We start from the raw sequence: 21,409 nt of genomic DNA, 5'->3' as shown, positions 1-21,409 counted from the left end.
GGAGTCTGCCCGCTCCCGCGTGGAGCTACCGCCGGAGATATCGCCTCGTCAGGAGAAGCTGGTGGCCAAGTATCTGCTGCTCAAGCACTACCGGGGTGGTCCGAAGCCCGCTGTGGACCGGGCGCCGATGGACCAGTGGGCGCCGGATGAGGTCGACGCGCACATGCGGTTCATGCACGACTTCGGAGCGCGGCTGGAGGAGACGGGCGAACTCGTCGACGCCCAGGCACTGTCGCCGGACGGCGCCTTCGTGCGGTACGACGGCGAGGGGCGGCCACCGGTGACCGACGGGCCGTTCGTCGAGACCAAGGACCTGATCGCCGGGTGGTACGTCATCGACGTCGATTCGTGGGACCGTGCGGTGGAGCTGGCGGGGAAGCTGTCGGCGGCGCCCGGGCCGGGCGGTAGGCCAATCCACGAATGGCTGGAGGTCCGACCGTTCTACGGCGTTCCGGCGGCTGTGCCGGAGTGAACGGGGAGCTGCTGCGGGACCTCGTACCAGCGGTGATCGGTGTCCTCGTCCGGCGCGGGGCGGATTTCGCGGCGGCCGAGGATGCCGTGCAGGACGCCCTGGTCGAGGCGGTGCGTGGGGGGCCGGAGAGCCCGCCGCAGGAGCTCCGGGGTTGGTTGATCACGGTGGCCTGGCGCAAGTTCCTCGATGCCGCCCGCGCCGACACCTCCCGGCGGCGGCGCGAGGTACGCGTCGAGGGCGAGCCGGTTCCCGGGCCGGCCGAGGTGGTGGACGACACGCTGCAGCTGTACTTCCTCTGCGCGCACCCCGCTCTGACACCGGCCTCGTCCGTCGCGCTCACGCTGCGCGCGGTCGGCGGCCTGACCACACGTCAGATCGCGCGGGCCTACCTCGTGCCGGAGGCGACCATGTCCCAGCGGATCAGCCGGGCCAAGCGGGTGGTCTCGGGTGTCCGCCTCAACCAGCCTGGTGATGTCGCCACGGTGTTGCGCGTGCTCTACCTGGTTTTCAATGAGGGCTACTCCGGGGATGTCGACCTGGCCGCCGAGGCGATCCGGCTCACTCGTCAACTAGCCGTCCAGATTGACCACGAGGAGGTCGCGGGCCTGCTGGCGCTGATGCTGCTGCACCACGCGCGGCGTCCGGCGCGCACCAGCTCGGACGGCCGGATCGTGCCCCTCGCCGAGCAGGACCGCGGCCGGTGGGACCACCACCTGATCGCCGAGGGGGTCGAGGTGCTCCAGAACGCCCTCGCCCGCGACCGGCTGGGAGAGTTCCAGGCCCAGGCCGCCATCGCCGCCCTGCACGCCGACGCCCGGACGGTCGACGAGACCGACTGGAGGCAGATCGTCGAGTGGTACGACGAGCTGGTGCGCCTCACCGACAGCCCGGTGGCCCGGCTCAATCGGGCGGTCGCGCTCGGGGAGGCCGACGGCCCGAAGGCCGGCCTGGCCGCCCTGGCGGGGCTTGACCCCGCCCTGCCCCGGCACACCGCCGCCGCGGCGTACCTGCACGAGCGGGCGGGCGACCCGGTAACCGCGGCCCGGCTCTATGCCGAGGCTGCCCGCTCGGCGCCGAGCCTCGCCGAGCGTGACCACCTCACGCGACAGGCTGCCCGACTCAACGACCGGCCGTGACCATCGGAGCGGTCGACGTGTTATCGCTGGGAGCGTAGGAGCCAGGCTTGGTGTTCGATGGTGTGGCCGGCGGTGATGAGCAGGTCCTGGGTGATGGGGTCGTCGGCGGTGACCTCGATTGCCTGGCGGATTCCGGTGGCGGTGGTGGTGAGGAGGTCGTCGATCTTGTCGATGACGGTGGCGTCCGGTAGCACGCCGGCATCCAACTGAGGTAGCCGGCTGGTGGCGGCGATGGTGGTGGCGCGTCCGTCGGGTGGTGCGCCGATGGCGGCGGCGCGTTCGGCGATGGTGTCGGCGTGTTCACGTGTGGTGGTGGCGAGGGCGTCGAGTTGCTGGTGTAGGGGCAGGAATCGAGGCCCGGTGACGTTCCAGTGGGCTTGTTTGGCCTGAAGGGCGAGATCGAGAAGGTCGATGAGGGTCTGCCGCAGGATGACGCCGACAGTGCCGGGAGTGGGTGTGGGCTGCACGGTGGGGGCGGTGGTCGTGGACATCGGGGGATCTCTTTTCAGCGTTGTCGGGGTGGAGCTCGAGAGTGGAGTCAGCGCCGATCGGGTGCGCTTCGCTCGGCGGGGTTACTTGGCGAGGAAGGTCAGGAGGGCCTGGTTGACGTCGTCGGCGTGGGTCCAGAGCAGGCCGTGGGGTGCGTTGGTGATTTCGACGTAGTCGGCGTCGGGTAGCTGCTTGTGGAACTCGCGGGCGGTGGCATCGATGGGCAGGATGTTGTCGGCGGTGCCGTGCAGGATCAGGGCGGGTACGTCGATCTTGGGGACGTCGGCGCGGAAGTCGGTGATCCAGGTGGGTACGGCGGCGGCGGAGGCGTACCAGGACGCGCCGGTGGCGATGTTCCAGCTGTTGCGCAGGGCTTCTTCGGACAGGCGGGTGCCGAGGGTGTCGTCGGTGTTGAAGAAGTTGCGGTAGAAGTCGGTGAAGTAGGCGTAGCGGTCGGCGGTGACGGCGGCGGAGATGCCGTCGAAGACGTCCTGGGGCACGCCGGTGGGGTTGTCGTCGGTCTGTAGCAGGAATGGTTGCAGTGAGGCCAGGAAGGCGGCCTTGGCAACCCGGGCGGAGCCGTAGCGGCCGAGGTAGCGGGCGACCTCGCCGCTGCCCATGGAGAAGCCGACCAGGACCACATTCGTGAGGTCGAGGGTTTCCAGGACGGTGTTCAGGTCGGCGGCGAAGGTGTCGTAGTCGTAGCCGATGGTGGGTTGGCTGGACTGGCCGAAGCCCCGCCGGTCGTAGGTGATCACCCGGTAGCCGGCCTTGAGTAGGGCCGCGGACTGCTTCTCCCAGGAGTGCCCGTCCAGGGGGTAGCCGTGGATGAGGACCACCGGCTGTCCCTGACCGTGGTCCTCGTAGTACAGGTCGATGTTGGTGCTGTTCTCGGTTCCCACGGTGATGTACGGCATGACGGGCCTCCCAAACCAAGGGTGAGAACGTTCGTTCTCACTTGCGTTGGGTAGTACGTTAGAGAACGAACGTTCTCGGCGCCAGGTTTTCTTTGATAAACCCGCAGTGACGAGCGTCATACGACCAAACCGCGGGGAGCTCTGCCTGCTGGCGGGAGCTTCGGGCCGTCCATCTCGCCGCCGTCAACTGACGAGGCGTTTCACGGGTACGTGCTGATCGCCGCCGACCGGCGCTACTGCAGTCGCGGCGTCCGCGTCGTGGGTGTGCCGTCGTCCGTGCGGCGGGGTGCTGCGTTGACGGTCCTTGTCCCCGTCTCGTCGCTGCTCTCTTGTAGTTACTGAGGATCTGATAGAGAGTGAGCGGATGGGTGACAGAAGCGAGGCGAGCGGACTGCTGCCAGACGCCGATCTGGCGCGTGCGGACTCGCTGGCACGAGAGATCTTCTCCGACGTGGCCAACAAGTGGGCATTTCTGATCATCGAGTTCCTCGGACAACGCACCATGCGTTTCGGTGAACTACGCGACGAGGTTGGCGGCATCAGCCACAAGATGCTCACCCAGAACCTGCGGATGCTGGAACGCAACGGCCTGGTCGAGCGCACCGTGTATCCCACTATCCCGCCCCGGGTCGAGTACACCCTTACCGGGGCGGGTGAGGCGCTACGTAGCGTCGTCGACGGCATGTGTGGCTGGACTCAGCGCTACTTCAGCCACATCGAGTCGTCGCGGCGTCGCTTCGACACCTCGCAGGGGTGATCAGTCGAGGACGGCGGTCGCCTCAACCTCGACCAGGTGTTCGGGAATATCCAACGCCGCGGCCCCGAACAGTGAGGCCGGAGCGATGGGCGTGGTGCCCAACTTGGCCGACGCCCGCCGGATGCCCTCGAGCAGCTCCGGCATCCGCTCCGGGGTCCAGTCGACGACATGCACGGTCAGCTTCACCACGTCGGCGAAGGACGCCCCGACGCCAGCCAGTGCGGTGCCGACGTTGAGGTAGCACTGCTCGACCTGGGCGGCCAGGTCGCCTTCGCCGATCGTATTTCCGTCCGCGTCCCAGGCGACCTGCCCAGCGACGTGAACCAGCTTGGAACCGGTCGCCACCGACACCTGCCGGTACACGTCGACCACGGGAAGTCCGCTCGGGTTGACCAGGGTTACGGCCATGATGACCGCCTCCTTTCGCTCTCTTTCAGTTACTAGAACACCATATGAAACCGGGCGTGTGCAGGGAAGAAGGCACTTTTCCGAACCCCAAGAACCTTTCGGTAACCAGTTAGCCGAGCCGCATCCGACTCCAGGAGGGAGTTACTTGGTAAGTAGTTACCTGGTAAGTTCCCGCTCATGCAGCGAAACGCGGTGCGGTGGGGGCTGCTGGCCCTCTTCGTGGACGGTCCGAAATACGGGTACCAGCTCCGAACAGAGCTGGACACGCGTACCGGTGGCAGTTGGGCGGTGAACGTCGGTCAGATCTACACCACCCTGGACCGCCTGGTCCGGGACGGCCTCGTCGCCACCGAGGGCACGGACGCCGAGGGGCGAGAGCTGTACGCGCTCACCGACGCGGGGCGGGCGGCTCTCGCCGACTGGTACCTCACCCCGGTCACCGAGACGGAGCGCCCCCGCAACGAGTTGGCGATCAAGTTGGCGATGGCCGCGCAGGATCCGAGCGTGGACATCACGGTCGTGGTGCAGCAGCAGCGCACCGAGTCGATGCGACAGATGCGGGACTACACCGACCTACGCCGACAGGCCAACGAGGATGTTGATCTCACCTGGTCGCTCTTCCTCGACCACTTGATTTTCGCCCTGGAAGGCGAGCTCCGGTGGCTGGATCATGTGGAGGCGGCGGTGCTGCGGCGGCGATACGCCCGAGCCGTGCCCGCCTCCGCGCCGGCGTCGATCCCAGCGGATGCTGCTGAGTCGGGGCGGGTCCGGCGGTGAGCGGCGTGGTGTTGCGGCTGTCCGAGGTGGAACGGGTCTACCGGGCCGGCGAGGGCTCGGTCTGGGCGTTGGCCGGGGTCAGCCTGACCGTTCGGGCCGGTGAACTGGTCGCGGTGATGGGGCCGTCCGGTTCGGGGAAGTCCACCCTGCTCTCCATCGCCGGTGGTCTGGAGGTGCCCACCTCCGGGTCGGTGGAGGTGGCGGGGGTTGGGCTCGGCGGGCTCGACTCGACGGCGGTGGCCCACCTACGCCGAGACCGCATCGGCTACGTGTTCCAGGACTTCAACCTGGTGACCGACCTGACCGCGGCAGAGAACGTCGCCCTGCCACTGGAGCTCGGCGGCAGCAGTGCGCGGGCGGCGCGCGCGGCAGCTGTCACCGCGCTGGACGAAGTGGGCCTGCCCGAGGTCGCCGACCGGTTTCCCGATCAGCTCTCGGGTGGGCAGCAGCAGCGGGTGGCGATCGCCCGCGCACTGGTCGGCGAGCGCCGGTTGGTGCTGGCGGACGAGCCGACCGGTGCCCTCGACTCGCGGACCAGTCTCGCGGTGTTGCAGGTCCTGCGGGCGCGAATCGATGCCGGGGCGGCGGGTGTGCTGGTCACACACGAGGCGCGGTACGCCGGTTGGGCCGACCGTACGGTCTTTCTTCGAGACGGGCGGCTGGTGGACGCCACCCCGGAGCGTGACGACGCCCGGCGGCTGCTGGCGGAGCCGTCGTGAGCGCCGCCGGCCGGGTCGGTTCGTGGCGGGTCGCGCTGCGCATCACCCGCCGCTCCGCGCTGCGCCATCGGGCCCGGAGCGCGCTGATATTGCTGATGCTCTTCGTCCCCGCGTACGCCGGCACCGTCCTGCTGGCGAGTTGGAGCAACCTCAGCGGCACCTCGGCGCAGAACGCCACCTTCACGTTTGGCCAGGCCGATCTGATCGTTGACTCCGACAGCCCGATCGTGGCCACCCTGCCGTCGGGCAGCCGCATCCTCGGGCTGACGCAGGCCCGCACGGTGGTCCGCGGCCCGGACGACCTGCGCGTGTCGGTTTACGAGGCGACCGACCCGGAGCACCCGCTGAACCAGGGTCGGTATGTGCTCCGGTCCGGCCGGGCCCCCGCCGGGTCGGCCGAGGTGGCGCTGACCCGGTCGATGGCCGAGGAGCTGGGCCTGGAGTTGGGCAGCCGGCTGACCGCCGGGATGCCGCAGCGGGAGCTCACCGTGGTCGGGCTGATCGACTGGAGCCGGTCGTTGCGCGCCGCCGGGCTGCTCGTGCCCCATGACGCCCCGCTCTCCGCGGCGGGCGGCAAGCTGATGGTGCAGTTGCCGCCCAGCAGCGGGTGGTCGCCGCCGGAGCGCAGCTCGTATCAGGAACGGAGTGCCCCCAGCGCCGCGGAAAGTCGGATCGAGGCGGCGGCGACGGTGCTCGTGGTCAGCTTCGCCGGCACCCAGGTCGTGCTCCTGGTCGGTGCGGCATTCACCGTCGGCGCCGCCCGGCAACGTCGGGAGTTGGCGTTGGTGGCCGCCGCCGGTGCCACCGCTGCGCAGGTCCGCAAGGTGGTCGTCGCCGGTGGAATGCTGCTCGGTGCCATCTCCGCGACCGCCGGGGCGCTCCTGGGGCTGGCGACCTTCGCCCTGGCCGGCCCGCTCATCGAGCGCATCGCCGACCACCCGTTGACCGAGGTGTCGATCCCCGCTGGGCGGGTGGCGGGGGCCGCGGTGGTCACCCTGCTGTTGGCGGTCCTGGCGGCGGTGCTGCCGGCGCGCGCCCTCCGGGGGCGACCCCTGCGCGGTGCCCTGGGCGGCCAGCGGGACCAGTCCCGGCTGGACCAGGTCGCGCTGGTGGCCGGCGTGGGGCTGATCGCTGTCGCCACCGTCGCGTTGCTGGGCTCCGCCAACCCGGAGGGTCAACCGGCCGTGCTCGCCGCCGGCGGTGTCGCCCTGCTGCTCGGCGTTGTCATGTGCTCACCCGCGCTGGTACGGGTGAGCGCGCCCCTGGCACGGGTGTTGCCCATGCCGGTCCGGTTGGCGCTGCGCCACGCCGTACGGCATCGGCTCCGCACCGCCGCGGCGATGGCCGCGGTGCTCGCCACCGTCGCCGGTAGCGTCGTGCTCGCGCTGGCCGGCGGGGCCCGTGGAGTCGCCACCCCCTCCCGGGTGGAGGCGCGGACCGGTCAGGTCCTGGTGCCAGCGGAGCTCGCCGACCTGCTGGGGTCAGCCGGGTTGGCGCGGCTGGCCGCGCCCCTGCCGGCCCGCGCCGTCGTGCCACTGCGGACAGTCAGTAACTTCTATCCCACCGTGTTCCGGGACCTGGCCGACAGCACCACCGATCCCACCGTCCTTCGCGCCCATGAGCAGCGCGACATCGCCGTCGGCGGGGCGGAGGTCGTACGGCTGGTGACCGGCCGGGCCGCCACCACCGCCGAGGTGGCTGCCCTGGATCAGGGAGACGCGGTGGTCTTCAACGACGCCCTGGCGGAGAGCGGTCACGCCACCCTGCTGCCCGGCGGGACGGAGCCCAGCTCGGCGGCGCCCACCTCGCTGCCGGTCGTCGTGGCCGCCCGGCAGGAGTACTTCGCCAAGCTTCCCGGCCTGGTGGTCTCACCCGCGACCGCGCAGCGCCTCGGGCTGGACACCGAGCCCCGGCAGGTGGTCATCGACCCGAGCCGCACACCCACCGATGCGGAGCTGGACCGGGCGAACGCGGTGCTGCTGCAGGCGCAGCTCGCTGCCGGTAGGTCGCACTCGCCGGCCACCGTCGCGGCCGTCGAGCTCGGCTCGGACACCCGCCGCAGCACCACCATGTTCTACCTGCTGGCCGGGGTGAGCGTCCTGGTCACCCTGGTCGCCAGCACCGTGGCGGTCGGGCTGGCGGCGACCGAACTCCGCCCCGACCTAGCCACCATGGCGGCGGTCGGCGCCACCGGGCGTACCCGCCGACGCATCGCCGCGGCCCAGGCCGGGTTCATCGTCGGTGCCGGAACCCTGCTCGGCCTGATCTCCGGCATCCCGACGGCGGCGGCCTACCTCGGCTGGCACGTCGAGCTGCGCTGGTACGTACCCTGGCCCGCCCTGCTGGCGGTGGTGCTGGTCCCACCCGTGCTGGCGATCGTCGTGGCCCGCGGGCTGGCCCGTGGCGGGCTTCCCCGCCTGCGCAGGCAGGAGCGAGGTCGGTAGCGACGCCGGCGGTCCCGGCTCGGGGGCGGCGAAGGTCACCGGAACACCGAAGGCGGCCTTGCGGGCGGCGCGGCGCAGCGCGGCGAGCACCGCCGGGCCGGCGAGGGCGATCAGCACGGCGGTGGTGATCGCCCGTCCGGTGTCCCAGCCGAAGGTGGAGGTCACCGCGGTGAAGATGACGAAGCGGTGCAGGTTCTCCAGGACCGGCGCGCCGGCCACGTAGGAGAGTTGGGTCTCCGCGCCGGCGCTGAACGGCCAGAACCAGAGGTTCATCAGCAGCCCGTAGCCGTAGGCCGCGAGCGCGCCGTACCCGGCCAGCAGAGCGACCTCGGCGCGACCGCGGGGCCGGTGGGGAAGCAGGCCGGCGCCGAGCCCCACCCAGGAGGCGGCGAGCATCTGGAACGGCAGCCAGGGGCCGACCCCGGCGGTGAGCAACGCGGAGGCGAACAGCGACGTGGAGCCGAGCAGGAAGCCGAACCCCGGTCCGAAAACCCGGCCGGCGAGGACCAGCAGGAAGAACACGGTCTCGATCCCGGCGGTACCGGCACCGAGCGGGCGCAGCGCGGCGTTGACCGCGGCGAGCACCCCGAGCATCGCCAGGGCCTTGCTGTCGATCCCACCGGAGGTGAGTTCCGCCAGCACCAACGCCACCAGCACCGGCAACATGACGACGAAGACCAGCGGCGCCTCGCCGGCGCGGGCGGTGTTCTCCGGTTGCACCGGGACGAAGAGTGGCCAGGTGAAGGTGGCCAGTGCGGCGACCGACGCGAGCACCAGCACCACGGCGGTGCGCGGAGCGACCCGCAGGACACTCACGCCGGCTCCCGCTCCGCCACCAGCGCGGCGGCGACCTGATCCACCGTCAGCCACGCTGCCGGGGCCAGCACCTTGGCGACCTGCGGGGCGAAGGCGGGCGAGGCGAGCATGACCTCCGTGGTGCTGCCGTCGGCCACGATCTCACCGTCGGCCATCACGATCACCCGGTCCGCCAGCGCCGCGACCAGCTCCACGTCGTGCGTCGCCACCACCACGGCACGCCCGGCGGCGGCCAGCCCCCGCACCAGCGCGACGAACTGCCGCTTGGCGAGGTAGTCCAGGCCGCGGGTCGGCTCGTCCAGCAGCACCACCGGCGGGGCGGCGGTGAGCTGCACCGCGAGCGCGAGCGCCAGCCGCTGCCCCTCGGAGAGGTCCCGCGGGTGCCGGTTACCGGGCAGACCGGGGGTGAGCTGGTCCAGCAGGGCGCGGCAGGTGCCGGCCGCCGCCGCGGTCTCCTGGTCGGCCTGGCGGCACTCGCCGTCGACCGTCTCCAGGTAGAGCAGGTCGCCCGGGGTCTGCGGAACCAGCCCGACCTGCCGGCGGGCCTGGTGTGCCGGCAGGCTCTTGGGGTCGACGGCCCCCGCCGCGCCGGTGACGGTCACCGCGCCGCCCTGCCGAGGGCCGCTACCCTGCACGGCCCAGAGCAGACTGGACTTGCCGGAACCGTTGCGGCCCATCAGGGCGACGACCTGGCCAACCTGGAGATCGAGATCGACGCCGGCCACGGCGACGGTGCCCGGATACCGCACGACGACCTTCCGCGCACTCAGCGCCGTCGTCGGCTCCGGGGCGGGAGCCGGTGCGGGGGGCGCTCCCTCGGCGAGCCGCCCACGCAGCCCGGCGGCGCGGCGGCGGGCATCGCGTACCGACAGCGGCAGTGGGTCCCAGCCGGCCAGGCGACCCAGCTCGACCAGGGGTGGAGCGAGCTCCACACCCGCCAGCACCGTCGCCGGTGGTCCGTTGACCACCCGCCCGTCACCGGGTAGGTAGAGCAGGCGGTCGGCGTACTGCATGACCCGCTCGAGCCGGTGCTCGGCCAGCACCACGGTGACCCCGAGATCGTGGACCAGCCGGGTGACCGCGGCGAGGACGTCCTCGGCGGCCGTGGGGTCCAGCGCGGAGGTGGGCTCGTCGAGCACCAGGACCCGGGGGTGGCTGGTGAGGACGGCGCCGATGGCGACCCGTTGCTGTTGTCCACCGGAGAGGGTCCGGAGTGGCCGGTCGCGCAGCTCGGCGATGCCGAGCAGGTCCAGCGTCTCCTCCACCCGCTTGCGCATCACCGCCGGCGGCAGGGAGAGCTGCTCCATGCCGTACGCCAGCTCCTCCTCGACGGTGTCGGTGACGAACCCGGAGAGCGGGTCCTGGCCGACCACGCCGACCACATCGGCGAGGTCGCGGGGCGGGTGCCGGCGGGTGTCCCGGCCGTCCACGGTGACCGAGCCGTGCAGGGTGCCGCCGGTGAAGTGCGGCACCAACCCGTTGATCGCCCGCAGCAGGGTCGACTTGCCGGCCCCGGTGCGCCCGGCGACCAGGCACAGCTCGCCCTCCTCGACGGTCAGCGTCACGTCCCGCAGCGGCGGTGGCCCGTCCTCGGTGTAGCGGACGGTCACCTGGTCAAATGTGATCATGTCTGATCTCTCGGGACAGGTGTCGGTGGCGGCGCGAGCCAGGCCGGTACGGCCGCGACGGCGACGGCGAGCAGCAGCAGTGGGGTCAGCTCGGGCCAGGTGGGCGGGCTGACCGGCGGGTAGAGCAGCTCCGGGTCGACAGTGCCGGCCAGCATGGTCAGGCCGGCCGTGGCGATCCCGCAACCGGCGACGAGCAGCTCGGCCGGCCGCCAACGGTCCGGCCGGTAGCGGCTGCGGCGGACGCGGCGGCCGGCCAGCAGCATGCCGCCCACGGCGGCGACCAGCCCAACGAGGAGCAGCGGCAGCCCCAGATAGCCGGGTCCGACGGTGTCGAGCAGCCCGTAGGTGCCGGCGCAGACGCCGAGCAGGCCGCCGAGGACCAGCGTGCCGGTGACCGCCCGCTGCCCGGCGGGGACCGCCGCGGTTCGGCCGTAGCCGCGTGAATCCATCGCCGCGGCGAGGGCCAGCGACCGGTCCAACGCGTCAGCCAATACCGGCAGCGCGACTCCCCGAAACGCCCGCATCCCCCGCCCGGACGCACCCCGCAGCCGGCGGGCCCGCCGGACCCGCAGCACACTCTCCACCAGCTGAGGGGCGACCGACAGGGCGACCACCACCGCCGTGCCCACCGCGTACAACGCTCCCGGTACGGCCTTGAGGAGCCGCTTCGGGTTGGCCAGAGCGTTCGCCGCCCCCAGGCAGATCAGCATCGTCGCCAACCGCAGCCCGTCGTAGAACCCACCGAGGATCTGCTCGGCGGCGACCGGCCCGAGGAGGCGGATACCCGCCGCCCACTCCGGCAGCGGGATCTCCGGCAACCGGACCAGGACGTACTCGCCCTGCCCGCCACCGAGGACGATCCGGAACACCACCCGCATCGTGACGATCACCACGCCGAGCCAGACGTACATCCGGAACGCCAGCGCCCAGGGGGCGTGCCCGCGTCGCGCCACGACCACCAGCGCGGCGACCGCGACCAGCAGGGTGAGCCCCAGCGGGTTGGTGGTGTGGCTGGCCGCGGTGGCCAGCCCCAGCGCCCACAGCCACCAGGCGCCCGGGTGCAGCCCGCGGGGCAGCCGCCAGGCGGACCAGCGGGCCGACCACCGATCGGCGGTCGTGGAGCGGTCCACCGCGGCGTCAGTCATCTGGGTCGGCGGCCCGCCGTCGCCGGGCGGCGACCAGGCCCCCGGCGGTCAGTATGGCCAGCAGCAGTACCCCGGTCAGCGTGCCCAGCGGCACGCCCCCCTCCTCGCGGGAGGCGACGGCGTCGGTCAGCACGGGCTCGTCGGCGGATCCTGGCTGGGCTGAGGTGGTGGCAGTCTCCGGGGACGGAAGGCCCGCCGCGCTGGCCGTCGGCGTGGCGGTGGCCGAAGTCGACGGGCCAGCGGTCTGGGTCGGCCCGCCGGCGGCACCGGGCTGGTCGCCGTCCGCCGCACCGGGCTGGTCCGGGTTGCCGACACCCGGTTGACCGTTGTCGGCGGGTGGTGGCGCGCCATCCCCGCCCGCCGGTGGCGGTGTCACCGGTACGTCGCTCGCCGGCGGTGCCGGTGCAGAGGTGGGCGGTGGCGGCAGCGGTGCGGGGCGGCGCGGGGCGATCCCCGGGCGGGGGGCGTCGTTGGGGTCGCGGTTGAGGGAGAACGACCAGCCCTCGAAGCTTCCCGCCGGGGGCGTACGGTTCAGCACCCCCATGTTGCTGTAGGTCCAGCTGCCCCCGTTCGGGGCGTGCCAGTACGACCAGTAGGCGCTGGCCGGCGGCGTGTCGACACACTTCTCCGCGTCCGCCGACGGTTTGCCCTCGATCCGGCAGATGAATCCCTCGCCCCAGCGCAGCGTGCCGGTGATCTGGAAGCCGGCACTTTTCAGCGCGGCCAGCCCGGTGGCCTGGCTGCCCGGGGCGCAGCGGACCACGGTCCCGCCCCCGAGTTCGTTGAAGTCGACCACGACGGTGACCCCCGAGGCGTCCGGGCAGTAGCCGGCGGACCCGGCGGCCGCCGCCGGGCTCCCCGGTCCGATCACCGAGCCGGCGGCGACCAGGGCGACGGCCACCGCGCCGCGGAGTGTCCGGCGGCTCAATTCGCCCGCCGACGGCCGAGAATGAGCAGCCCCACGCCCCCACCGAGCAGCAACACCGCGAGCAGCACGTAGCTGGTGATCGCGGCACCGGTGGTGGGCAGCCCACCCAGACTGGAGGTGGTCGGCGTCGGCGTCACCGGAGCGCTGCTGGTCGGCAGCGCGGTCGTGGCAGAGGGTGACTCCGACGGGACGGTCCCGGTGGCGCTCGGCGTCGGGCTGGCGGTGCCGGTCGGTGTCGGCGATCCGGTGGCGGTCGGCGAGGCGGTGGGTGACGCGGTCGGCGAGGCGGTGCCGGTCGGGGTGGGCTGCCCGGTCGGCGGTGGGTCGAGGCCGATCCGACCCAGCGGCACCTGGGCGAGCCCGAGCAGCGCCTGGGCGGTGGCCCGACGCCACCGGTCCCGGTCGGCGTCGGCGAGGCCGTCGGCGACGGCGTCGGCGAGCCCGTCGGCGTTGTAGGCGATGGCACCCGCCTCCGCGGCAGCCGCCCCGCCGTTCGCCGCGGTCAGTTGGAGCGCGGCCAGCGCCACCGCCGCCTCGGCGGCTGCCGGGTCCCGGCCGGCCGCCGCGAGCGCCTGCCCGGCCAGGCCGGTGCTGTTGGAGTTCTTCCCGGGGGTCGGTCCGGAGTCGTCGAACGATCCGTCGGCGTGCTGCTGGGATACCAGCCAGTCCGCGCCCGCGTCGGCCGCGTCGCCCGCGCCGGTGGCACCGGCCTCGGCGGCGCTGAGCAGCGCCTGCACGGCCATCGCGGTCGAGTCGACATCAAGGGTGGCGTCGGGCTCTTCGTCGCAGGACGGCGAGGGCTCGCCGGCGATGTCCGGGTAGAGGCGGAAGCCGCCCGCCGCGCACTGCTGTCGGATGAGGAAGTCCACCGCGTCCTGCGGGACGCCGCCGCTGCGGGTCAGGCCCAGCACGGCGAAGGACTGGTCGAAGGTGTTGCTGGGGTCTGCGCCGGTCTGCGGGGTGGTCCGGCTGGTGATCCGTCCCCGCTGGTGGTCGGTGTCCGCTCCGGCGAGCAGCGACAGGGTCTCGGTCCGTAGGTCGTAGCCGCCGAAGTCGGTGGGGTCGGCGTTGGCGGCGGAGGCGGCGTAGAGCAGCTTCGCGGTCGCCCCGCCGTCGGTGAAGCCCTCAATGCCCCAGTGGTCGTAGCTGTTGTAGGTGCGTACGTTCGCCGCGATCTGGGCGGTCGCCGCCTGCCGGGTCGACGGATCCACCCCGGTGGCGGAGAGCGCGAGGAGGCCGTCGATGGTCAGCCCCCAGTCCTCCGGGGCGAACGGGCCGGGCAGGACGCCGTCGGTGAACTCGTCGGCCAGCCAGGACGCGGCTGCGCGCGCCGCGGCGGCGTGGTCCGGGTCGGGAGCCGCCACCACGGTCAGCGGGGCGGCGGCTACCGCGGCGAGGGTGGTTGCCGCGGCCGCGCCGAGACCGGTGGCGAGGCGTCGGGACAGGGCCATGAGGGGGTGCCTTTCGTAGCGGAGTCGGTGAGCTCCGGCAAGCACCCCGGGGAACGAAGACCCCGCTCCGCGTGCTGCGGTGAGCGGGGTGGACGGACCTCGGCGGACCGGACTTCACCCTGTAGACCTCGACAGTGGAAGCCGCTCGTCCCGGGCGGGGCATTCCGGCTCGCGAAAGGGTTCTCTCGCTCACGGCTGCGGGTCAGCGCCGGCGTCGCACCGGCTTTCCCCCGCGCGGGACTTATGCAGTTGTGCCCCGGTGTGCACCGGGCGCCCGTCACCGTATCGCCCGGGCGCGCGACGATGCCAGTGCGTGCGACGACGCCAGGGCCGAGACGAGCGCCCGGATGCGCCACTGGTCACACCGCCGGGCGCGGTGGCTCAGGGGGCGGGGATGCTCGGCGGCTCGCTGGCGCCGTAGGACCAGCCCTCGACGCTGCCCGGGGCCGGGTCGTAGTTGAGCACGCCCTTGTCGCTGTATTCCCAGTCACCGCCCCGGGGCGCGTGCCAGTACGACCAGTATCCGCTGGCCTGCGGGGTGTCGATGCAGGGCTCGACATCCGGGGTGGGCAGGCCGCCGAGCCGGCAGACGAAGGCGGGTCCCCATCGGAGGGTGCCCTCGACGGCGAAGCCGGCGTCCTGGATGGCGGCCAGCCCGGTGTCCGGGTCGCCGGGGGCGCAGGCGACCTCGACGTCGCCACCGAACGCGGTGAAGTCGATCACGACGGTGACGCCCGTGGTGCCGGCACAGGCGTCGGCGCGTGCGGCCTGGGGGGCGGGCTCGACAGCGGCCAGGGCGATCCCGGCGACGGCGGCGGCCAGCAGGCCGGCGACGCGGGTGCGGACGGTGTTTCGGAGGTGGGACACGACCATCAGGAGTGCCTTTCCGCCCTGCGGTCGTCAGAACCCGGGCCGGCCGCTGTTGGTCAGCGTCGGGTCGGGGCCTCCGACCCGTGGGCCACGACGGGTGGGTAGAGGTGCGCGAGCGTGGCGGGTATTCGGGCTCGCCGTCGGGACGTATCCCGACGGCCTACCGTTGCGGGCCAGCGCCGGATTGTGACCGGACTTCCCCCGCACACACGCGTTGGTGGAGTTGTCGCGACAGTCTGAGTCGGTGTGAGCAGCGCTGTCAAACGGGCTGCGGTGGGCACGCCACGAAGCGCGAATCGGCCGATTCCGACCGCGCCACACCCGGTGGCGTCATTGACGCGGTGGACGTTGCGTGGTGTGCTCAGTACGTAACGGTAATGAAAACCATGATCATTGTCAGCTGAGGAGGATCATGTCTCTCACCGTGCCACCGGACCTGTTGCGCTCCGCCGAGTCGGGCCCCGTTGACGACGACGCCTTCGTCTCCTGCGTCCGCGACTCCCTGCCGTACGCCTGGCAGACCGTCAGCCGGGTGGCGGCGGAGTTGGCGTCCTCCGACGCCGAGTTCGCCGACAACGTCGTCCCGCCGCCGACCGAGGAGGAGCGGGGTCAGCTCCTGCGCGCGCTGGCCAGTGATGCCATCCGGTCCAGCCTCGAGCGTCACTTCGGCGTCAAGCTGGCCTTCCAGAACTGTCACCGGGTCGCGGCGTTCCGACACTCCGCAGTGGACTCGGAAACCTACCGCCGCTTCGTCTCCGTCCGCGGTCAGCTGCTCAACCAGTCTCCCGAGCTGCGCAACTGTTGATCCGGTTGCTGCCCGGCGGGCCGGCGGAGTGACCTACCTCCACTGGCCCGCCGGGCACCCCCGATCGGCCGCCGCCGCGCTCCTGGCTCGCCGAGGTCGACTGCTGGCGGGCTGCCCTTGCTGAGTCCGCGCCCCGGTGCCGCTAACTCGCCGGCCGCTCCGCGCTTCGACACCACGGCCCGCTGCAGCACAGCGGTCGTGCTCGGTACCGTCCCGGCTGGTCCGTCGGCGGTGTGCGCCACGAGGTAGCTGCGTTGGCCGAGATAATCATACGTGTGTTTATCGAAATGTACTCTCGTCGCGTCGGCTTCTTTGGTCCGCGCGGCGGCTACCCCCGTCGGCCAGCCGCGTCGATGACCCCGTAGACCACCTCACCCCCCGGGGCCTTCGTCGCAGCCCGACAGGCGCGGCGCTCGTCCGCGGCGAGACCGGTGGCTGGTGCATGACGTCGCCGATCGCGGTGCAGGCCGCACCCTCGCGCATCGTCGGCATCGCCGGCACCTGGGCAGCGGCGGGCTTGGCCATCGAGAGCGCACCCTCGGTGCGGCATCCACCCGTTCCACAAGATGGGCGTGGCCGGTCCGAATCTCAGGGAAAGGCTGGCCGTCCCCCCAAAGTCAGTGGCGGCGAGGAACTGCACACCGTAGGGGCGCCCCGAAAAGTTACCCTTTACCCGTATTAATCAATGAAAGGGATAATGGTGTCACCGCCGGTGTCGCGCCAGTTATGCTGTAGGTGGCGAAGATTCTGGTTGCGTTAGCCTCGGCTGGGTGCTGGTTGTCGCCATAGGGAAGGCTGGCGCTGCTTCGGGGCGCGTTCCAAAACGGAGATGAATGTCGCCCCCCTTGAGGTGCGGGCTGATCGTGTGAAACTATGTCGACACTAACTACGACGGGGGTCGAGTGGGCTGGAGTCGCCCCCGATTGGGGGAAGTTCACGTGAGTGTGACCAGATCGCCGGGTCGTATGATGCTGGCGGCCATTGCGGCTTTCGCTGTCGCCCTGGGTTTCCCGGGCGTTGCCCAAGCCGAAGTCACTGCCCAGCAAAATCAGGATGACGCCAGCGTCCAGTCACTTGACGTGTGGACGGAGTACTGGGAAGGCGCCAACCTGATCGGCATCGGTAAATTCAATGCCGACCCGGTCGACGAGATTCCGGGGGATTCGATCCAGGCGTGCGACTATTACCCCGACGGCTGGCGGGTTGAGGTTCGGATGGACATCAATCCCACCGGAACCTGGGAGACTGATCGGGTTGCTACGACCCACGGCCATGCATCCCCCTACTGCAGCCCGTGGGTTTCTGGAAACTTGGCGGAGGAGACTCCGGTATTGGTGAAGGTCTGTAAGGTTCTGGATGCCTCCGAGGAGCATTGCGAGGATCCTGTCCCTGGCTGGGCGTAGAAGGCCCACTGAAGGTATTTCCTTCACCTGGTAGTGCCTACTGCGGTGACCTTCGCTCCTTGGGTCACCGCAGTATTGGCCTGCGTCGTTCAGATTAGAAAAGAGTTTCTTCCCGCCCCATTGCCACGTCATTTTGTGGCGAAATACCAGGGTGTAGCACCGGGGCGTGGATGTGGCGCGACCGATCGCCGCCATCTGCTCGGCGTCCGCGTAGCCGCACCGTGCGAGCGCGGGATGGTCGCTCGGCGGTTTCCGTCGGTGGGGCGCAGCAGCTTCGAGGCTGGGACTGACTCCAACGGCATCGGCCTGACCTCAACACCCCGTGGTCGACTACGTCCGCGACTTCCTGGAGTGCGTCAGTAGTAGCCGAGTTATCGGCTAACTGGGTGGCCTCGGCGGGGCGATGTTGCGGAAGCGCTCGTGTGCGGACTGGCGGCTGATGCCGAGCGCGTTGCCGATCTCGGCCCAGGAGAGTCCGGTCGCCCGCGCCTGGGCCACGGCCTGTTCGATGAGGGGCCGTTGCCAGCGCTCCACCTGGGCGAGGATGCCGAGCGCCTGTAGTGGCCAGGTGGTAGTCAGGTCGGCGACGTCGTCCCGCAAGGTGTCGGAGCGGTTGAGCAGCCAGCCGGGTGGAGTGGCGGCCAGGAGTGGCCGGATGTGCCCGCCCCACTCAGAGGTGGCCATCCAGCGCCCCTCGTCAGCGGCCGGGTAGTCCCGGCTGCCGACCCAGCCGCAGCTACATCCGGCCCGGTAGCCGACGGCGTCGGCCGGCGCCGTGGTATCCGTCTTCAGCGCCCCGTCCGGCAGTCGGAATCCGACGAGCTCAGCATGCCCCGGAACCATCTCCTCCGTCATTCAGCCAGCATAGGCCCGTCAGGATTGCCTGACGCTTCCAGTAAGGTTATCTTGACGACGTGGCTTCGGGTGGTCGGCACCCGGAGCCGGAACTCCGGAGGGAAGCATGCCCGTGGCACACGGCACCGTCGCGCCGGGATACGAGCCGGTCCGAGCGGCATTCCAGGCGAACTTCGAAGCAGGCTCCGAGATCGGCGCCGCCCTCAGCGTCTACCGGCACGGCCGGGAGGTGGTCCGACTCTGGGACGGGGTCGCCGATTCCACCACCGACCGCGCGTGGCGGGAAGACACCCTCCAACTTGTCTACTCGGCCACCAAGAGCGCACCCGCCGCCTGCGCGCACCTGCTTGCCCAGCGCGGGGACCTCGACCTGGCCGCCCCCGTGGCCGCCTACTGGCCGGAGTTCGCGGCGGCCGGCAAGGGCGGTATCCCGGTCCGCTGGCTCCTGTCCCACCAGGCGGGGCTGCCGGTGCTCGACCGTCCGGTCCCGCTGACGGCGGCGCTCACCGGAGAGCCGGTCGTCGCCGCGTTGGCCGCCCAGGCACCGGCCTGGCCGCCGGGAACGGCGCACGGCTATCACGGGCTCACCTACGGCTGGCTGGTTGGCGAGGTGGTACGCCGTGTCTCCGGCCGCAGCCTCGGCACCTACTTCGCCGACGAGATCGCCACCCCACTCGGCCTGGACTTCTGGATCGGCCTGCCCGCCGCCGAGGCACACCGGGTCGCCCGGATTACCGAGCGGCCGGTCGCCCCGCCCGCCACCCCCGAGGCGATGCCGGCCGCGCTACGGGAGGCGCTGGCCGCGTACACCGATCCGACCTCGCTGGCGGTCCGGTCGATGACGGTGACCGACCCGCCGCTCGACCTCGCCGACCCGCGTACCTGGGCGGCGGAGATCCCCGCGGTGAACGGCATCTGCACCGCCTCGTCCCTGGCCCGCTTCTACGCGGGCCTGATCGGCGAGGTTGACGGCGTCCGGATTCTCGACCCGGCCACTCTCGCTGCCGCCACCCGCGAACAGGCCAACGGCGTTGACCAGGTGCTGCGGGTGCCGACCCGGCCGGCGCTCGGCTTCGGCCTGCCCCTGCCGGAGCAGCCCTGGTGGTCACCGACCGCCTTCGGCTTCCCCGGGCACGGCGGCTCACTCGGCTACGCCGACCCGGCCAGTGGGATCGCCTTCGGGTACGTCACGAACGGGCTGCGCGTCACCATGGCCCCGGACCCCAGGACGACGGGCCTGATCAAGGCCCTCCAGTCGGTTCTCGCCCACCAGACAGTCTGAAACCTTCGGCTCCCGCCGGCCGGATCCATGGCTGGGCCGGAAGGCTGTGTCGCGGCTCAACGTGTATCTATGGTGTCGGGTATGTCGATCACAGATCAGGCGTTGGCGATCGAGGCGGCGTCGGCGGGAGCTACGGTCGTCCGCGCCCACTATGGAGCTACGCTGACCCGGTTTTCGAAGGGGGCCGGAGATTTCGCCACCACAGCCGACCTCGCAGCGGAAAAGACGATCCTGGACATCCTCCGCGCGGCGCGTCCGGATGACCTCCTGGTGGGGGAGGAGAGCGGGCGCACCGGCACCGGTGGCAGCGGACGTCGGTGGCTGGTTGACCCGTTGTGCGGGACCTTGAACTACGCGGTGCGCAGCATGCTGGTCGCGGTCAATGTGGCGCTGCAGGCCGGTACGCAGCCAGTGGTGGCCGCCGCGGCTGACCCCTTCAACGACGAGGTGTTCTGGACCGACGGCACCGCCGCCCACGTCCGTCGGGGCGGTACGGACGAGCGGCTCGTTCCCTCGGCCGACTCCGCGCTGGTGGACCTCAACCTGGATCCGCCGTTTCCCAACGGGGAGGCCTTCCACGCCGCTCGGATCCTCACCGATGCCGGCTTCACCGCACGGTTTCGCCCCCGGGTGCTCTCCACCACCCTGGCCGTGACCTGGGTCGCCGCCGGCCGTCGTGCCGGCTACGTCACCGACGGCCACCAGCTGCGGGACAGTGTGCACTTCGCCGCCGGGATCGCCCTCTGTGCGGCGGCGGGTTGCGTGGTCTCCGGACTCGACGGACGGCCACCCCACTCCGGTCTGGGCGGTCTGGTCGTGGCTGCCGACGAGCGGACGCATCACGCCCTGCTGAAGTCCATTGAGAACCAACGGCAGGCCTGAGTAGGGTAACGGCGCTTTCCGGGTCGCCAGGGTGAGGGAGTTCGTACGGTGCAGCGGGTGACGGTCCATCGGGACGGAGTGGCGCTGTCCTGCCTCGTTGGCGGCTCCGGCGACGAGGTGGTCGTGCTGTTGCACGGGCTGGCGGGCAGCGCGGCGGAGTTGGTGCCGACGGCGGAGGCGCTGCTACCGGAGCACCGCGTGGTCGTGGTGGATCAGCGCGGGCACGGCCACTCGACCCGGCGGCCGCAGGACCTCTCCCGCCGGGCGTACGTCGAGGATGTGCTTGCCGTCGTCGCGGAGCTCGCTGACGGTGCACCGGTGACGGTCGTGGGTCAGTCGATGGGTGGGCACACCGCGCTGCTCTTCGCCGCCGTGTATCCCGAGCTGGTGCGTCGGCTGGTGCTGCTGGAGGGCGGGGTCGGGGGCCGCGAGGAGCGGGGGGACTACCCGGCCGAGCTGGGCGCCTTCTTCGCCTCGTGGCCGGTGCCGTTCGCCGATGGTCGCCAGGCCGCCGAGTTTCTGGGCGACACCCCGGTGGCCCAGGCCTGGCTGCGGGACCTGGACCGGCGCCCGGACGGGCTCTGGCCGCGATTCGAGGCGGCGGTGATGCGGGATGCCATCGCGGCCGTCGCCGACCGGGCCTGCTGGGACGAGTGGCAGCGGGTGCAGGCCCCCACCCTGCTGGTGTTTGGCGAGCACGGGATCATTCCCGCCGCCGAGGTGCGGCGCATGGTGTCCCTGCGTCCGGATGTCGAGCAGGTGGTTGTTGCCGGCGCCGGGCACGACGTCCACCTGGAAGACCGGGACGCCTGGGTGCGCGCCCTGGGGCAGTTTCTCAGCCGCTGACACGCCGACACGACATCTGGTGTTGCATGCCGGATGGGGGAGGCATATATGGTGTCTCCCGCAGCTGGTTCGGCGCTCCCACCGGGAGCGGCCGAGGCAAGAGGGAACCCGGTGGAAGTCCGGGACTGCCCCGCAGCGGTGAGTGGGAACGAAAGCCGTCATCACGCACTGGGCTGATCGAAGCCTGGGAAGCGACGGCCGGTAGGCGACCGGGTCCCCCGGGCGTGCCCGCGAGTCCGAAGACCTGCCAGCGCGCCGCACGCGTCGCGTGCGGCGGTTGGCGGCCGCGCGGGACGGCCGACACCCGCAGCCGCCCGGTGTGGTCAGCCACCGGGCGAATGATCGTGGTGTCCCCTGCGCGTTCGTCGACTGTGTCGGC

Annotated in this window: 20 protein-coding genes, 1 pseudogene and 3 riboswitches; of the genes and pseudogenes, 11 read left to right on the top strand and 10 right to left on the bottom strand. The window is 71.5% G+C overall.

What is annotated here, in order from left to right; all coding sequences use genetic code 11:
- The first annotated feature begins 61 nt into the window (after positions 1-61).
- Both AC1UKG_RS17135 and AC1UKG_RS17130 read left to right on the top strand, forming a co-directional pair.
- Positions 62-472, top strand: a complete 411-nt coding sequence (locus tag AC1UKG_RS17135; protein WP_482642894.1) for a YciI family protein — start codon at positions 62-64, stop codon at positions 470-472.
- Positions 469-1,608, top strand: a complete 1,140-nt coding sequence (locus AC1UKG_RS17130; RefSeq protein ID WP_018745863.1) for a DUF6596 domain-containing protein — start codon at positions 469-471, stop codon at positions 1,606-1,608. The genes AC1UKG_RS17135 and AC1UKG_RS17130 overlap by 4 nt, the downstream gene beginning before the upstream one ends.
- 20 nt (positions 1,609-1,628) lie before the next feature.
- Here the strand turns inward: AC1UKG_RS17130 and AC1UKG_RS17125 are convergent, their stop codons facing one another.
- Entirely contained in the window at positions 1,629-2,099 is a 471-nt protein-coding gene (locus AC1UKG_RS17125; RefSeq protein WP_482642861.1) for a Dps family protein, read from the bottom strand.
- Positions 2,100-2,180: 81 nt separating this feature from the next.
- Positions 2,181-3,014, bottom strand: coding sequence for an alpha/beta fold hydrolase (locus AC1UKG_RS17120; protein WP_482642425.1), 834 nt, complete (start codon positions 3,012-3,014; stop codon positions 2,181-2,183).
- A gap of 364 nt (positions 3,015-3,378) precedes the next feature.
- Here AC1UKG_RS17120 and AC1UKG_RS17115 point away from each other — a divergent pair, with 364 nt between their 5' ends.
- Positions 3,379-3,771 carry a winged helix-turn-helix transcriptional regulator gene (locus AC1UKG_RS17115; RefSeq protein ID WP_018745668.1) on the top strand — a complete coding sequence of 131 codons (393 nt, stop codon included), beginning with the start codon at positions 3,379-3,381 and terminating at the stop codon, positions 3,769-3,771.
- Here the strand turns inward: AC1UKG_RS17115 and AC1UKG_RS17110 are convergent, their stop codons facing one another.
- A complete protein-coding gene (locus AC1UKG_RS17110) occupies positions 3,772-4,179 on the bottom strand; it encodes a RidA family protein (protein ID WP_018745667.1) in 408 nt (135 codons plus the stop codon). It abuts the gene before it with no gap.
- Between the two features lie 177 nt (positions 4,180-4,356).
- On the opposite strand from AC1UKG_RS17110, the gene AC1UKG_RS17105 reads away from it, so the two are divergent.
- From AC1UKG_RS17105 to AC1UKG_RS17095, 3 genes are read left to right on the top strand one after another with little or no spacing between them, the layout of a single operon-like run.
- Complete coding sequence (locus tag AC1UKG_RS17105) at positions 4,357-4,956, top strand: PadR family transcriptional regulator (protein WP_018814657.1); 600 nt, start codon at positions 4,357-4,359, stop codon at positions 4,954-4,956.
- The gene (locus AC1UKG_RS17100) at positions 4,953-5,675 is read left to right on the top strand and encodes an ABC transporter ATP-binding protein (protein ID WP_018814656.1); all 723 of its coding nucleotides are present in this window, start codon (positions 4,953-4,955) and stop codon (positions 5,673-5,675) included. The genes AC1UKG_RS17105 and AC1UKG_RS17100 overlap by 4 nt, the downstream gene beginning before the upstream one ends.
- Positions 5,672-8,119: an FtsX-like permease family protein gene (locus AC1UKG_RS17095; protein ID WP_018814655.1), complete on the top strand. Its 2,448-nt coding sequence runs from the start codon at positions 5,672-5,674 to the stop codon at positions 8,117-8,119. The genes AC1UKG_RS17100 and AC1UKG_RS17095 overlap by 4 nt, the downstream gene beginning before the upstream one ends.
- Before the next feature lie 234 nt (positions 8,120-8,353).
- Here the strand turns inward: AC1UKG_RS17095 and AC1UKG_RS17090 are convergent.
- From AC1UKG_RS17090 to AC1UKG_RS17065, 6 genes and pseudogenes are all read right to left on the bottom strand, one after another.
- Positions 8,354-8,713, bottom strand: a pseudogene (locus AC1UKG_RS17090) (ECF transporter S component); the annotation flags it as partial.
- 218 nt (positions 8,714-8,931) lie between these two features.
- Positions 8,932-10,563, bottom strand: a complete 1,632-nt coding sequence (locus AC1UKG_RS17085; RefSeq protein ID WP_482642862.1) for an ABC transporter ATP-binding protein — start codon at positions 10,561-10,563, stop codon at positions 8,932-8,934.
- Complete coding sequence (locus tag AC1UKG_RS17080; RefSeq protein WP_018745664.1) at positions 10,560-11,708, bottom strand: CbiQ family ECF transporter T component; 1,149 nt, start codon at positions 11,706-11,708, stop codon at positions 10,560-10,562. The genes AC1UKG_RS17085 and AC1UKG_RS17080 overlap by 4 nt, the downstream gene beginning before the upstream one ends.
- Complete coding sequence (locus AC1UKG_RS17075) at positions 11,701-12,636, bottom strand: hypothetical protein (protein WP_080644711.1); 936 nt, start codon at positions 12,634-12,636, stop codon at positions 11,701-11,703. Before AC1UKG_RS17075 ends, AC1UKG_RS17080 begins: the two co-directional genes overlap by 8 nt.
- Positions 12,633-14,087 carry a prenyltransferase/squalene oxidase repeat-containing protein gene (locus tag AC1UKG_RS17070; RefSeq protein ID WP_482642863.1) on the bottom strand — a complete coding sequence of 485 codons (1,455 nt, stop codon included), beginning with the start codon at positions 14,085-14,087 and terminating at the stop codon, positions 12,633-12,635. The genes AC1UKG_RS17075 and AC1UKG_RS17070 overlap by 4 nt, the downstream gene beginning before the upstream one ends.
- A gap of 157 nt (positions 14,088-14,244) precedes the next feature.
- Positions 14,245-14,317, bottom strand: a riboswitch (cobalamin riboswitch).
- 151 nt (positions 14,318-14,468) lie between these two features.
- Positions 14,469-14,960, bottom strand: a complete 492-nt coding sequence (locus AC1UKG_RS17065) for a hypothetical protein (RefSeq protein WP_018745661.1) — start codon at positions 14,958-14,960, stop codon at positions 14,469-14,471.
- Between the two features lie 99 nt (positions 14,961-15,059).
- Positions 15,060-15,184, bottom strand: a riboswitch (cobalamin riboswitch).
- A 185-nt stretch (positions 15,185-15,369) separates the two neighbouring features.
- On the opposite strand from AC1UKG_RS17065, the gene AC1UKG_RS17060 reads away from it, so the two are divergent.
- Both AC1UKG_RS17060 and AC1UKG_RS17055 read left to right on the top strand, forming a co-directional pair.
- Positions 15,370-15,762 carry an SCO5389 family protein gene (locus AC1UKG_RS17060; protein WP_018745660.1) on the top strand — a complete coding sequence of 131 codons (393 nt, stop codon included), beginning with the start codon at positions 15,370-15,372 and terminating at the stop codon, positions 15,760-15,762.
- Between the two features lie 938 nt (positions 15,763-16,700).
- Positions 16,701-17,165 carry a hypothetical protein gene (locus AC1UKG_RS17055; RefSeq protein WP_475891206.1) on the top strand — a complete coding sequence of 155 codons (465 nt, stop codon included), beginning with the start codon at positions 16,701-16,703 and terminating at the stop codon, positions 17,163-17,165.
- Between the two features lie 378 nt (positions 17,166-17,543).
- Here the strand turns inward: AC1UKG_RS17055 and AC1UKG_RS17050 are convergent, their stop codons facing one another.
- Entirely contained in the window at positions 17,544-18,020 is a 477-nt protein-coding gene (locus tag AC1UKG_RS17050; protein WP_018745658.1) for a hypothetical protein, read from the bottom strand.
- Between the two features lie 106 nt (positions 18,021-18,126).
- Between AC1UKG_RS17050 and AC1UKG_RS17045 the strand changes: the two genes are divergently transcribed.
- The 3 genes from AC1UKG_RS17045 (at position 18,127) to AC1UKG_RS17035 (ending at position 21,030) form a co-directional block, all read left to right on the top strand.
- The gene (locus AC1UKG_RS17045; RefSeq protein WP_018814648.1) at positions 18,127-19,302 is read left to right on the top strand and encodes a serine hydrolase domain-containing protein; all 1,176 of its coding nucleotides are present in this window, start codon (positions 18,127-18,129) and stop codon (positions 19,300-19,302) included.
- 81 nt (positions 19,303-19,383) lie between these two features.
- Positions 19,384-20,184, top strand: coding sequence for an inositol monophosphatase family protein (locus AC1UKG_RS17040; RefSeq protein WP_026325503.1), 801 nt, complete (start codon positions 19,384-19,386; stop codon positions 20,182-20,184).
- A gap of 48 nt (positions 20,185-20,232) precedes the next feature.
- On the top strand, positions 20,233-21,030 hold the full coding sequence (locus AC1UKG_RS17035) for an alpha/beta fold hydrolase (RefSeq protein ID WP_018745655.1): 798 nt from the start codon (positions 20,233-20,235) through the stop codon (positions 21,028-21,030).
- Positions 21,031-21,078: 48 nt separating this feature from the next.
- Positions 21,079-21,296: riboswitch (cobalamin riboswitch) on the top strand.
- Positions 21,297-21,409: the final 113 nt, after the last annotated feature.

It is taken from the genome of Salinispora sp. CH2A1_6 (genome assembly GCF_056820975.1).
This window is presented reverse-complemented; position numbering and strand designations above follow the sequence as displayed.

Excerpts from the sequence above, each read along its gene's own strand:
- AC1UKG_RS17125 (WP_482642861.1), bottom strand. The coding sequence starts at position 2,099 with ATGTCCACGACCACCGCCCCCACCGTGCAGCCCACACCCACTCCCGGC.
- AC1UKG_RS17120 (WP_482642425.1), bottom strand. The coding sequence starts at position 3,014 with ATGCCGTACATCACCGTGGGAACCGAGAACAGCACCAACATCGACCTG.
- AC1UKG_RS17115 (WP_018745668.1), top strand. The coding sequence starts at position 3,379 with ATGGGTGACAGAAGCGAGGCGAGCGGACTGCTGCCAGACGCCGATCTG.
- AC1UKG_RS17110 (WP_018745667.1), bottom strand. The coding sequence starts at position 4,179 with ATGGCCGTAACCCTGGTCAACCCGAGCGGACTTCCCGTGGTCGACGTG.
- AC1UKG_RS17105 (WP_018814657.1), top strand. The coding sequence starts at position 4,357 with ATGCAGCGAAACGCGGTGCGGTGGGGGCTGCTGGCCCTCTTCGTGGAC.
- AC1UKG_RS17085 (WP_482642862.1), bottom strand. The coding sequence starts at position 10,563 with ATGATCACATTTGACCAGGTGACCGTCCGCTACACCGAGGACGGGCCA.
- AC1UKG_RS17080 (WP_018745664.1), bottom strand. The coding sequence starts at position 11,708 with ATGACTGACGCCGCGGTGGACCGCTCCACGACCGCCGATCGGTGGTCG.
- AC1UKG_RS17070 (WP_482642863.1), bottom strand. The coding sequence starts at position 14,087 with ATGGCCCTGTCCCGACGCCTCGCCACCGGTCTCGGCGCGGCCGCGGCA.
- AC1UKG_RS17065 (WP_018745661.1), bottom strand. The coding sequence starts at position 14,960 with ATGGTCGTGTCCCACCTCCGAAACACCGTCCGCACCCGCGTCGCCGGC.
- AC1UKG_RS17060 (WP_018745660.1), top strand. The coding sequence starts at position 15,370 with ATGTCTCTCACCGTGCCACCGGACCTGTTGCGCTCCGCCGAGTCGGGC.
- AC1UKG_RS17050 (WP_018745658.1), bottom strand. The coding sequence starts at position 18,020 with ATGACGGAGGAGATGGTTCCGGGGCATGCTGAGCTCGTCGGATTCCGA.
- AC1UKG_RS17045 (WP_018814648.1), top strand. The coding sequence starts at position 18,127 with ATGCCCGTGGCACACGGCACCGTCGCGCCGGGATACGAGCCGGTCCGA.
- AC1UKG_RS17040 (WP_026325503.1), top strand. The coding sequence starts at position 19,384 with ATGTCGATCACAGATCAGGCGTTGGCGATCGAGGCGGCGTCGGCGGGA.